Origin of the sequence: Paenibacillus vietnamensis, from assembly GCF_020169515.1 — a bacterium.
Lineage (GTDB): Bacteria > Bacillota > Bacilli > Paenibacillales > Paenibacillaceae > Pristimantibacillus > Pristimantibacillus vietnamensis.
Window position 1 is genome coordinate 230096 of the sequence record NZ_JAHMHW010000007.1, and the last position, 11457, is coordinate 241552.

Here is an 11457-nt window from a genome sequence, read left to right on the forward strand (position 1 = left end):
AAGCGTAAACGGCTGTCACTGTCCTCTGGCGGCAACAGCTCGTTTCGCGGTGAAATATCAGTCCTTGATAAGCTCAAACGAAAGAATTTTTTCAAAATAAAGGGACAACGCTGCCGATAAGCCGCTGCCCCTTACGTTCAAGCTTTCTTTATTGCGCGTCGGCAATGTTGTCCTTGGTGATTTTCTTGTACGCGATCCATACATATTTGCCGTCGGTAATATCGAAGCCGGTATTGTCCTTCGTCGGCGTTTCGCCCTTCGAGAGCGCGGTCGCTATCGCTACGGAAGCGGCGCCTTGGCTCTTGGCATCGTTAAGCACCGTGCCGAGCAGCGTGCCGTCCTGCAGCGCTTGAATCGCCGGAGCCGTCGCGTCTACGCCTACGACCGGAACAAACTTGCCGTCCTTGAAATAGCCGGCGGCCTTCAAAGCTTCGATCGCTCCTAGCGCCATATCGTCGTTGTTCGCAAGAACCGCTTCGATTTTGTCGCCATGGGAGGCGAGGAACGTCTGCATTTTCTCCTGGCCCTTGACGCGGTCCCACATCGCCGTATCCTCGGCCAATGCTTCCACTCCAATGCCGGCATCCTGGATCGCCTGCACGGAGAACTTCGTGCGAAGCTCGGCATCCTGGTGGCCCGGCTCACCCTGCAGCATGACGTATTGCAGCTTGCCGTCGCCGTTCTTGTCCGCGGAAGGATTCGCCTTCCAGTAATCGACGATCAGCTGGCCGGAAATCGTACCGGACTCCTCCGCTTTTGCTCCGACATAATACACCTTATCCCATTTGTTCATATCCTCGGCGATCGGCTCGCGGTTCAGGAACACGACCGGCGTATCCGCCGCCTTCGCTTTATCGATAATGACGCCCGCAGCTGTGCGGTCAACCGGGTTGATAATCATGGAATCGTATTTTTTCGAGATGAACAAATCGATTTTCTCGTTTTGCGTCGGCTGGGCGTTCTGGCTGTCTACGATATCCAGCTCCGCCTTGCCCTTGGCATAGTCAGACATCGCGTTACGCACGCCGGTCATAAACGTATCGTCGAATTTATAAATGGCCACCCCGACCTGCGGTGTGCCGCCGGCATCCTCTCCGTTCCCGTTCCCGGCGCCGCCGCTGTTCGCGTTACCGCCGCCATTATTTCCGCAAGCCGCCGCCGTCAGCATGATTCCCGTCATAAGCATAAGCATCCACTTCTTTTTCATATACATGGACCTCCCTGGTTCAATCGGTTTCCGATGCTTCGCAGCCCCGCGCCGCTCATCACCGTGTACCGTCATTATGCCTGATATCCGTTCCGATTCGAATTCAATATTCTCATGCTTTCTATCGAAATTCTCATCAATTCGCTCCGGCATCGATAACAATTTCCCTATTTGACGAACGGGAACAGCATCTTCTGATTGTCCATCCAAAACATATTGTCCGCGTCAATGACCTTCGTCTCAAGCACGGTCGGCTGCTCGAACCCGGCACCCTTCAGCAGCTCAACGGCCTGTTTCACACCGAGATAACCGGTGCTGAAGCCGTTCTGGACGACAAGCTTGTGGAGGATGCCGTCCTGCAGCAGCTCCAGCTGGTCCAGCTCGCTGCCGAAGGTGACGATCTTCAGCTTCCCCTGCACCCCGCGGCGCATGGCCTCATCGGCGGTTCCAAGCGAGGCCTTGCTTTCAAGCGCCAGTATGCCGTTAACCCGCTCACTGTCGAGCAGCACTTTGGCGGCCTGCCAGCAGGCGTCGCGCAAATTGCCGCAGGCCCCGCCGTCGATAACTTGTATGCCGGCATATTCGGCCAGCGCAGCTTTTGCGCCCGCTTCGCGACTCTCCAAGTCGGGGTCTCTTCGGTCCGAATGAAGGACCGCCACCGTGCCGCTGCCATCCAGCAGCTCCGCAAGCGCTTCTCCGGCCTGCCGTCCGGCCTCCTCGTTATCGATGGATATCGCAGCCATCACTCCCGCTGCGCTGCGCTCCTCGTTCAGCGCGACGACCGGCACGCCGGCCGCGAGCCCCCGTTCGGCCAGCTCCTTCAGCACCGTTTCGTTCGCCGGATCGATCAATACCGCGGAAGCCCCGCCCTCCACGGCCTGCAGCGCCGCCTCCAGCTGCTCCTTGGCATCCTCGTCCGGGCCAAACGAAATATAATCGAGCTCAGCGCCGAACTCCTTGGCCGCCGCATCGGCGCCATGCTCCATCGCATCGCCCTGCTCCTCCGCATGAACGGGCGCCACGAGCACGATCCGCTTCAGGCTTTCCCCATCATCGCCAAGCCGCGGCGACGAGCAGCCGTCAAGCCCTATGGCAGCAAGCAGCAATATGGCGAGCAGAAAGCTGCATGTGCCTGCATCCCGTCTATTCCTCATCCTCGCGCGCCTCCTCGCTTCGTTCCTTTATAAGCGGAATATTGATCCGGACCGTCGTCCCCTCTTCCTGCTCGCTCCAAAACTCCAGGCCGTACGGCTCGCCGTAGTAAAGCCGAATCCGGTCATGCACATTTCGGACCGCAACGCCAGAGCCGCCGCCGGACGAGCTCGGCTTGTCCACCCCGTCCTCCGGAGCTCCCAGCAAGCGCTCGACCTGCCGCTGCGGCATGCCTACGCCGTTGTCGGCAACCTCCAGCACAAGGCGTCCCTCCCGCTCCCGGGCGCTGACCCGGATATGGCCTTCGTCCACGAGGTATTCGATGCCGTGGACGATCGCATTTTCGATCAGAGGCTGCAGCACCAGCTTCAGCGTGTAGCAGGACAGCACCGCTTCGTCAGCCTCGATGGCGAAGTTGAATTTCCGCTTGAAGCGCATTTGCTGAATCGTCAGGTAATGCCTTGCATGCTCAAGCTCCTCGCCTACCGTGATCGTTGTTTTCCCTTTGCTGAGACTGATGCGGAACAGCTTCGACAAGGAGGTGATCATCGTGATGACCTCTTCGTTTTTGCTCATGCCGACCATCCGGACGACCGAATTGAGCGTATTGTACAAAAAATGCGGATTGATTTGCGCCTGCAGCGCCTCCAGCTCATACTTGCGCTTCGATTCCTGCTCGAGCACAATCTGCTTCATCAGCTGCCGGATTTTATCGAGCATGAGGTTGAAGCGGCTGGACAGCTGAACCACCTCGAGCGGCCCGCTCAGCGGAAGCTCCACGTTAAAATCGCCGCGCTCGACCGCTTTCATCGTTCTGCCCATCCGCCGGATCGGGCGCGTCAGCATGGCGGAAAGCAGCATGGAGACCACTAACGCAAAAGCGAGCACAAGCGCGACGACCTGAACCATATAACGGTTCACCTCTTCGCGCGTCGTCATGATTTCGTCCAAATAGGAAACGCCGACCACCTTCCAGCCGATATTGACGACGGATTGCACCGTATTCAGGCGCTTCACGCCCTCAGCCTCGTCGATATAGCTGTCCGAGGACGTCAAAGCCTTCTCGACGCTTTCGTTGCGCAGCCCCATATAGATCAGCTGCTGCTGCGGATGGTATACGATATTGCCCGCTCCTTCGTCGATGATATAGACATATCCCCGTTTGCCGAGGCTGATCCGGCTGCTGAGCTCGTCGATTTTTTTGAAATTGATATCCACCAGCAGCACGACATGTGTCGGTACCCCGTTATGCTCCACGGTAATTCCTTTACTCATGGAAACGACCCATTTATAGGTATCGTCGTACAGATTCTGAACATGCGGCAGCGAGAAGCTCAGATGGTCAGGCACGCGCATCGCCGAGTGAAACCAGCTTTGGGCGGATACGCGGGCGCTCTCCCTTACCTGCGCCTGCGGGTGGTTGCGCAGCAGCTCGCCGCGGTCGTCAAACAGCGCGATCGACACGATGTCGTCCCGGCTTCTCATGATCGTATCCAGCTGCTTCGTCACCAGCGGGTCGTCCCACTGGCCGCCCACCAGCATATTTTCCTCGATCGCGCGGTACAATTGGGCCATGCCGTCCACGTAATCCTCCAGATTAAAGCTCACCTGATCCACAATCTGCTGCGTGCTGAGAAACACGTTCCGCTCCGCCGTACGCGAAAATTTATCGTACAAAAGCACCGCCACAATAACCACAATGACAAGAATAAAGACCGAAAACGACCACATGATAATCGATTGGATGCTGCCCGCCTGCAGCTTCTTCATTTGACGCCGGATCGCGGAGATCATGCGCCGCCCTCCCCCTCGCCGACTGCATCTGCGCGGCTGCGGTATTCCTTCGGCGATATGCCGACCTGCTTTTTGAAGCAGAAGCTGAAATAATTCGGATCGGCAAAGCCGACCCGCTCCGCGATTTCAAACGCCTTCAGCCCGGTCGCGCGCAGCAGCTCCTTGGCGGCTTCCATGCGGATGTGCATCAGGTACTGCACGAACGTCAGTTTGACTTCTTTTTTGAAGACGCCGCTAAAATATCCCGTGCTGATATGCAAATGAGAGCAAAGCCTTTGAATCGAGATGTCCGGATCGGCGTAATGTTCCTTCGTATACTGGATCGCCTTCTCGACGATGTCCTTGTACGAATGCTGCCGCCTGCTGGAAATGTGCTTCATGATGCGCAGGCACAGCTCCTGGAACCAGCGCTGCGCTTCCTGCAGTCCGGAAAACTTGAAAATTTCCGCATGCAGCTGAAAGCCCGCCCCGAACAGCTCGTCCAGATCGGCATCGGCATCCTGCGCGGTGCGCAGAACGGCGGTGACAACCTCCAGCAAATACACCTGGATGTCGCTGTAAGCGTAAGCCGGGTCCTGAAGCTCTGCGAAGACGGATGCCACCGCGTCCGCCAGCTCCTCGTTCGTGCCGACCTTCAGGCTGCGGGTTAACGCCTGCTCCTTCAATTCATCGAAGCGCAGCTTTTTGTTCGTCGGATTTTCGACGTCATGGATAAAAATCACCCTGCCCGCACCAAGCACAAGCCGGTAATCGAGCGCCAGCAGCGCACCGCCGAACGAATCCTTCAAATCCGCGAGGTCGGTGACCGTTGAGCCGACGCCGATCGTGATTGGAAGCTTCAAATAGTGAACGATGCTCTTCAGCACGCTTTCCAGCGTCTCCTGCATTCTGCGCAGCCATGCCGGCTCGTCGCCCCCGGCATCGATCGCCAGCAAGGCAATGCTGTCCTGATGTATGAATACGCTTCCAAGGCCGGCCTGCTCCCAAATTTCCTTCGCGATGTTCAGCATGGCGTGCAGCATCAGATCGAGGTCGCCGGAATGCCGCAGCGAATGCTCCGTGCCCTTCCCTTCTCCCTCGTCGGCCGGATGCAGCGCAATGACAGCAGCCATATAGCGCGCCCCGTTCAATTGCAGCCCGTAATTGACCGTCTTCTCTTCGATCTTCGTACGGGGCAGCTTGCGCGTCAGAAGAGAAGCGAGAAACGATTCGCGCAGCAGGGGAAGGCTCGTGCGGTAATGCTCCTTCAGCTGCCGGACATCCTCCCGCTCCGCGACCTCCGCTTCGATTCTCGCCCTGATTTTGAGCAGCAGCTCCGTAAAGCTACAGTCGGAAAACGGCTTCAGCAAATACTCGTCTACGCTGAGCCTGATCGCCTGCCTGGCATAATCGAATTCGTCGTAGCCGGTCAGGATGACGATTTTGACAAGCGGCTGATGCTGCCTCAGCCATTCGGCCAGCTGCAGTCCGTCCTTGAACGGCATGCTGATGTCGGTGATGACGACGTCCGGCTCCAGCCGCTCCGCCAGCTCGATCGCTTCCTTCCCGTTTTCCGCGGTGCCCGCGACCGTGAAGCCGCTCCCTTCCCAGTCGATTTCACGCACCAGCCCCTCCCGCACATCCGCTTCATCGTCGACAAGCAGTACTTTATACAACGGAATTCCCCCTGTTTTGCCCATGTTTGTCTTTCACATACGAATAAGCGGATAATGGTATATTATTTGCCATGCAACTGCGGCTATCCGCTCCGGTCATATTATAGATGTAAAAATTAATAAATTCTTCTATTTTTAAAATAAAAAAAAATCCGCCATCCTGCCCGGATGGGGATTTTTATGGAACGGCACCCTTTTCGAAAATAAATGCCTTTTATGTCCTTATTTCTTTTGTAAGCACGCTCATTTTATAATAACTGGATCCATTGTATCTAATTCGACCGAAATGCCTCAGAATAGCGATTTACCATGATTTATATACATTCAATACAGTTATTTTCTGCAAAACGGGTAATACATCAAAATTAGATACACGAAATACAGTTATTCCGCACCTGCCAGTCCTTCGTATTTCAGAAACGTATAAATATGCTCGACGGAACGCATCGCATATTCAAAGCGCTCAGGCTCTCCGTCCTTTAAAATTACCAGACAGGGAACGCTGGCAATTTTCCAGGCGCTGCGCAGCTTGATCGCATGGTTAATATTTATTTTGTACAAAGTGACCGGAACCTGCATCGCCTGCACGACCTCCAGCATCCGTTCGGCCACCTTGCAGGTGCCGCAAAAAGGCGAAGAAAAAAACAGCGCGTCCCGCCCCTTGCCGATGCGGTCCAAGCGAAGCCATGCATCCTCCTCGATTTCCCGAATAGTCATGAGCAGCGGATCGTTCCTTTCCTCCGAATAGTAGGGTCCAGACCCTCTTTACGACTATCATAACATGAATGCGGCAGGGAGGCTCGCTTGACCGGACATTTTACCCTTTCAACACATACATATTTCCTTCTTCGTCATAAAACTGCGCATACTTGCCCCACTGCATCTGCTGAGGCGCGCCTTCGAATTTCACGCCGCTGCCCGACATGCGCTCGTAAGCGGCGTCAATATCGTCGCACTCGAATACGATCGACGGCTTCATCGCCTCCCAGCCCTTCATCATGGAGCGCGGGTACAGAACGAGCGCGGTGGCCGCGCCCTTCGGCGCCACCTCCAGCCACGAGCCGCCCGGTCCCATCGGCGTTTCGCGGATCAGGTCGAAGCCGACCTTTTCCACCCAGAACGTTTTGGCTTTCTGCTGGTCCTCCACATATATAGCTGTCGTTGCGATTTTTGTGATCATGCTTACGCTCCTCCTTCATTCCATTGAGTCAATTTACAGAAGTCCCGAGCCGCACCGATCTCCTCCGTCTCCGCCAGCTTGCGTTCCAGCTCGGTTCTTCCTAGTTCATGGGGGAGCCATCTTTGCTTGCGGATAGGATAAGATCGCATCGATCAGGGAAATGGAACAAACCCGACCGCGCGCGGTCAGGTTTGTTCCATAAGAATACTTGCATACGTCTATTAATTCGTTTTCTGCGGATACGTCTCTTCGGTGAGCTAACCCGCCTACAGCATACTTGCCCTTGCTATGCGCGGACTTCCTGCGGGTGGGCCTCCTCGATAAGCTCGGCCGCTCTCGCGTTCGACTCCACCTGCGCCGGATCCTTGCAGCCCGGAATTACAGCCGTAACTGCCGGATGCTTCAGGCACCATGCGAGTGCCCAACTCGCCATGTCCGTGCCCTGCGGCACCTCCTCGCGCTGAATCCGCTCGACCTCCTGCAGCTTAAGCCGCGTGCCTTCCGCATCGTGGCGGTGGCGCACGTCGGTGCTGCCGAACACTGCCCCCGGCTTATATTTGCCGCTCAAGTACCCGCTGGCGAGCGGTACGCGCGCAAGCACGCCCAAATCCTGCTCGATGCAGGACGGGAATACTCTCTCTTCCGGCTTGCGGTCGAGCCTGTTATATACCACTTGAATCACGCGGGAATTGACCTTCGAGGACGCCTCCGTCTGATGCAAGTTATCGTTGCTGCCGATCGAGGTTCCGAGGAAACGGATTTTCCCCGCCTCTACCTGCTTGTCCAGCACCGTCCACAGCTCGTCGTTATCGAACGCCTGGTCGGGACCGGAATGGAATTGGTACAAGTCGATATAGTCCGTTTTCAAAGCTTTAAGCGAAGCATCGAGCTGTGCGATTACGCCTTGCGCATCGTATACGTCCGTGCGTGTAAAACGCTCGTGAAAATGATGTCCGAATTTGGTCGCGATGATCCAATCCCCGCGGTTGCGGCGGCTTATGTAGTCGCCGATGAGCGATTCCGAAAGATGGTCGCCATAACATTCGGCCGTATCAATAAGGTTAATGCCAAGCTCATGCCCCTTATCGAGGATAGCGTCCGCTTCCTCCTGGGTATACTCCCGGCCCCATTCCCCGCCGAACTGCCAGGTTCCGATACCGATAACCGATACGTTCAATTCCGTGCTTCCCAGTCTTCTGTACTTCAAAATCGACACCTCTTCCCATTCGGTTTTGCCCTGCAGCATCCATTATACTCCTTTTGTGCCCTCAGAAAAAAGCGCCCCGCGCGCAGACTGCCCCTCCGCACGCACGGCGCTTACCATTTGATTTGCCTGACGGCCTCGATGATCCGCTCCTTTTCGCCCCAGTCTGCCGGCCAATCCCGGATATCGCGCAAAATGCGCTCCAGGCTCGTGCAGCCTTTCGCGAGTCCGTTCAAACGGGCCGCCGCAGCCGAGTCATGCAGCTGGTCCGGCTGCGGGTATAAGGCGGCAAGCTTCTCCATCGCGTCCGGGAATCGTTTGAGGTAATATTTCTGATGCCTGTCCTCGGCAGGATAAAAGACAGACAACGGCGCCAGCTCTGTCGCGGGCTCTCCTTTGCCGCGAGCGGCTCGCTCCCGGATCACCTCGCGTGCCGTGTCAAGCTGCTCATCGTCGCTGTACAGCACCAAGGACTGATACTGCCGCCCTTTGTAGCCGTTAATATTAACCGGATTGTGGTTGTCCCAGAAGACGTGAAGCAGCCGCTGCAGGCTGATGAGCTCCGGATCAAAGGTAACCTGGACCGTTTCCGTATGATCGCCCATCGAGCGGTACACCGGATCCGGCGTCGTCCCGCCGGCGTAACCCGTCTGTGTCCGGAGCACTCCCGGCAAATGGCCGAACAGAGCTTCCGGACTCCAGAAGCAGCCCATGCCTAACGTGACGGTTTGATGCGGTTTTTGCATGCATTCACCCCCCTTTTTTATAAACAAAAAAATCCACAACCGAATCGGTTGTGAATTTTTATTTATGCTTCCCGGAGTTTAATCAGGGTTGCCGGATCTTAAAGCTTTACGACGTTTTCGGCTTGTTTTCCGCGGTTGCCTTGAACGACGTTAAACTCTACGCGTTGACCTTCGTCAAGCGATTTGAAGCCGTCGCCAGTGATTGCGCTGAAATGTACGAATACATCGTCGCCGCCTTCCACCTCGATAAAACCAAAGCCCTTTTCTGCGTTAAACCATTTTACTGTACCTTGTTGCATTAGATTTCCTCCTAAAGATAAATTTTACATAGACGATTTATAAAAAAGCCACATACCGAAAAAGGCAGCATCGCAACCCTTTCTAATATGTGACTCCTCAATGTCTCATATACGATTGGCTAACTATAACACACAATTATAGAATTAGCAAAAAAACAAATTGGAAATTCGATGTTGAGCATCCCTTTATCCGTTTCTTGCTATTTCATCTATTTCGCTCTTTAGCAGCAGGTATCTGTGAACGCTTCTCGCTATGGGAACTTTGGTTAAATTATGTTTATCCACATACAGCTTCATGTTATCTTTGGAGAGGCCTAGCGATTTTCCCGCCTCAGTCAGGGTTAATACAACTTCGTTGCTTGTTGCGTTAAACGTCTTCTTCACTTTCAGGTTCCAGTCTTCAAAAGCTTGCATCCGGGCATCCTCTCTTATTCCTAATCGATCGGAATACCTTTCATTATAGCATAGCCGATCCGGAACATACGTAAAACAAACGAAACAAAAAAAGGCGTCAACGCATCTTGCGGCACTTCACCGTGCGCTCATCAACTCGGCGGCCATCATCCGCGAGGAAGACCATCATGAGCCGTACAGAACAGTATTGAGGGAATGTATTGCCGTTTTCGGCAATTTATGAGTCCGGTTTGCCGCTCTCAAGTATTCCCTTTACTTTCCTCAGATCCTTGTTATTTGCGCGTTTCATCATGTATGGCATAAGCCCTGCAAACACCTTGGCAAACCCGCTCGGATTCCCTTTGTTTCGAAGAGTCATTTTCGTTGCATTTTCCCCCGCGTCGTCCCACGTGTATACTGTCTCCATTGGAAAAGGGCCATCAGCCGTACTCATTGCAAGTTTTTGTCCCAATACGTATTCCGTGATTTCATATACATAGGCAAGCTCCCGTCCGAGAAACTTTGCTTTGAACGCGATACGGGACCCGACAGCCAGCGGTTTTCCGGTAAGCCATTCGGCAGATTGAATATTCGCGTACCATTCCGGAGCGTTATCCGGATCGGCTGTGTATTTCGAAACCTGGCTGCGGGGACGGTTGATGACGATTTCAGTTATGACATCCACCATTTGGGTTGATCCACCTCTTTTATGATTACCTTTCGGTTGTAATTAGGTTTGAGCTTGCGTTCTTCCACTAACGATTAGACGTCCGCTTCCTGATTCCTTAACGATTTCTCAATGCTTTTGATGAACCCGATCGATTTCTGCGTGTATTCGTCGAAAAACTCCGGCGCGCCGCCCCGTCTCAACACGCCGAACGGATCGGCTGCAGCCGGCAAAATTTCAAATGTGACATAACCTTTGTAATCAATATCGAGCAGGGCCTGCATGACCGGAACAAAATCGGTATGCCCAAATCCCGGCGCGGCGCGGTTACTGTCGGCCAGGTGGATATGCATCAGGGCGCTGCCGCCTTGCCGGATCGCTTCCGCAACGTTCGCCTCATCAATGTTCATGTGAAACGTATCCCCCATTATGCCCACATTTGCCAGATCTACTTCTTTCATCATGGCGGCGGCCTGATCCAGACGGTTCAGCATATAGGTCTCATAACGGTTCCAGGCTTCGATACAAAGATTGACTCCGAGCTTAGCCGCATACTCGCCTCCTTCGCGGATGCCTTCAACCGCCCACTTCCATTCGTCCTCCCGGCTGCCCAGCTCTTTGATTCGCATATTCGCAGCCGGTGCAACGATCATCGTCGGAGCGCCCACTTCGGCCGACATACGGGCGATCCGCTTGACGTATTCGACGGCACGCGTTCTCATGCCTGGATCAGGATGACCCAAGTCGCGTTCCGAGTTATAAATCGAGCAAATCGAGGAAACCTTCAGCCCGCTCTCCGCCGTCAGCTTCCTTACCTGCTTAAAATCGTAATAATCCGGCTCTCCGACCAGCTCAATCGCATCATAGCCGAATTTGGACAAACGGTTTACGCTGGACGCAAAATCCTCTCCATGATAAACCAGCGTATCAAAGCTATACTTAAACATCGGTGTTCCTCCTCGTATCCTGCTTGTCCATGCTAGTATCAATAAACCATGTTTAACGAAAAAAATCCACAACCTTCCTATTTTCGAAAGTAGTGAGATGTTATCAAGTGTTACCTAATAACACCGTCGTATCATGCTACGCTGGAATGGAGGTGTTTATGGAGGTGTTTATGGAGGTGTTTATGGAGGTGTTTATGGAGGTGTTTATGGAGG

Annotated in this window: 12 protein-coding genes; all 12 read right to left on the reverse strand. The window is 54.3% G+C overall.

Translation table 11 applies throughout. From position 1 onward, the window contains the following. Positions 1 to 148: 148 nt before the first annotated feature. Positions 149 to 1207, reverse strand: coding sequence for a galactose ABC transporter substrate-binding protein (locus KP806_RS16230; protein WP_224724754.1), 1059 nt, complete (start codon positions 1205 to 1207; stop codon positions 149 to 151). Positions 1208 to 1374: 167 nt separating this feature from the next. Next, positions 1375 to 2361 carry a substrate-binding domain-containing protein gene (locus KP806_RS16235; RefSeq protein WP_224724755.1) on the reverse strand — a complete coding sequence of 329 codons (987 nt, stop codon included), beginning with the start codon at positions 2359 to 2361 and terminating at the stop codon, positions 1375 to 1377. After that, a complete protein-coding gene (locus tag KP806_RS16240; protein ID WP_224724756.1) occupies positions 2351 to 4153 on the reverse strand; it encodes a cache domain-containing sensor histidine kinase in 1803 nt (600 codons plus the stop codon). Before KP806_RS16240 ends, KP806_RS16235 begins: the two co-directional genes overlap by 11 nt. Further along, positions 4150 to 5808, reverse strand: coding sequence for a response regulator (locus tag KP806_RS16245; RefSeq protein ID WP_224724757.1), 1659 nt, complete (start codon positions 5806 to 5808; stop codon positions 4150 to 4152). Before KP806_RS16245 ends, KP806_RS16240 begins: the two co-directional genes overlap by 4 nt. Before the next feature lie 384 nt (positions 5809 to 6192). After that, entirely contained in the window at positions 6193 to 6525 is a 333-nt protein-coding gene (locus tag KP806_RS16250; protein ID WP_224724758.1) for a thioredoxin family protein, read from the reverse strand. 100 nt (positions 6526 to 6625) lie between these two features. Then, positions 6626 to 6988, reverse strand: a complete 363-nt coding sequence (locus KP806_RS16255) for a VOC family protein (protein WP_224724759.1) — start codon at positions 6986 to 6988, stop codon at positions 6626 to 6628. A 286-nt stretch (positions 6989 to 7274) separates the two neighbouring features. Continuing rightward, on the reverse strand, positions 7275 to 8195 hold the full coding sequence (locus tag KP806_RS16260) for an aldo/keto reductase (protein ID WP_224724777.1): 921 nt from the start codon (positions 8193 to 8195) through the stop codon (positions 7275 to 7277). 110 nt (positions 8196 to 8305) lie between these two features. Further along, entirely contained in the window at positions 8306 to 8938 is a 633-nt protein-coding gene (gene msrA / locus KP806_RS16265) for a peptide-methionine (S)-S-oxide reductase MsrA (RefSeq protein WP_224724760.1), read from the reverse strand. Positions 8939 to 9036: 98 nt separating this feature from the next. After that, entirely contained in the window at positions 9037 to 9237 is a 201-nt protein-coding gene (locus KP806_RS16270) for a cold-shock protein (protein WP_224724761.1), read from the reverse strand. Positions 9238 to 9423: 186 nt separating this feature from the next. Next, a complete protein-coding gene (locus KP806_RS16275) occupies positions 9424 to 9651 on the reverse strand; it encodes a DNA-binding protein (protein WP_224724762.1) in 228 nt (75 codons plus the stop codon). A 217-nt stretch (positions 9652 to 9868) separates the two neighbouring features. Then, positions 9869 to 10318 (reverse strand): SRPBCC family protein, encoded by a 450-nt coding sequence (locus tag KP806_RS16280; protein WP_224724763.1) that lies wholly within the window; start codon positions 10316 to 10318, stop codon positions 9869 to 9871. Positions 10319 to 10392: 74 nt separating this feature from the next. Further along, positions 10393 to 11244, reverse strand: coding sequence for a sugar phosphate isomerase/epimerase family protein (locus tag KP806_RS16285; RefSeq protein WP_224724764.1), 852 nt, complete (start codon positions 11242 to 11244; stop codon positions 10393 to 10395). Positions 11245 to 11457: the final 213 nt, after the last annotated feature.

What these genes read in the sequence shown, in the direction of transcription:
- KP806_RS16235 (WP_224724755.1), bottom strand. Translation starts at nt 2,361, where the DNA reads ATGAGGAATAGACGGGATGCAGGCACATGCAGCTTTCTGCTCGCCATA.
- KP806_RS16280 (WP_224724763.1), bottom strand. Translation starts at nt 10,318, where the DNA reads ATGGTGGATGTCATAACTGAAATCGTCATCAACCGTCCCCGCAGCCAG.
- KP806_RS16285 (WP_224724764.1), bottom strand. Translation starts at nt 11,244, where the DNA reads ATGTTTAAGTATAGCTTTGATACGCTGGTTTATCATGGAGAGGATTTT.
- KP806_RS16270 (WP_224724761.1), bottom strand. Translation starts at nt 9,237, where the DNA reads ATGCAACAAGGTACAGTAAAATGGTTTAACGCAGAAAAGGGCTTTGGT.
- KP806_RS16240 (WP_224724756.1), bottom strand. Translation starts at nt 4,153, where the DNA reads ATGATCTCCGCGATCCGGCGTCAAATGAAGAAGCTGCAGGCGGGCAGC.
- KP806_RS16230 (WP_224724754.1), bottom strand. Translation starts at nt 1,207, where the DNA reads ATGAAAAAGAAGTGGATGCTTATGCTTATGACGGGAATCATGCTGACG.
- KP806_RS16275 (WP_224724762.1), bottom strand. Translation starts at nt 9,651, where the DNA reads ATGCAAGCTTTTGAAGACTGGAACCTGAAAGTGAAGAAGACGTTTAAC.
- KP806_RS16255 (WP_224724759.1), bottom strand. Translation starts at nt 6,988, where the DNA reads ATGATCACAAAAATCGCAACGACAGCTATATATGTGGAGGACCAGCAG.
- KP806_RS16250 (WP_224724758.1), bottom strand. Translation starts at nt 6,525, where the DNA reads ATGACTATTCGGGAAATCGAGGAGGATGCATGGCTTCGCTTGGACCGC.
- msrA (WP_224724760.1), bottom strand. Translation starts at nt 8,938, where the DNA reads ATGCAAAAACCGCATCAAACCGTCACGTTAGGCATGGGCTGCTTCTGG.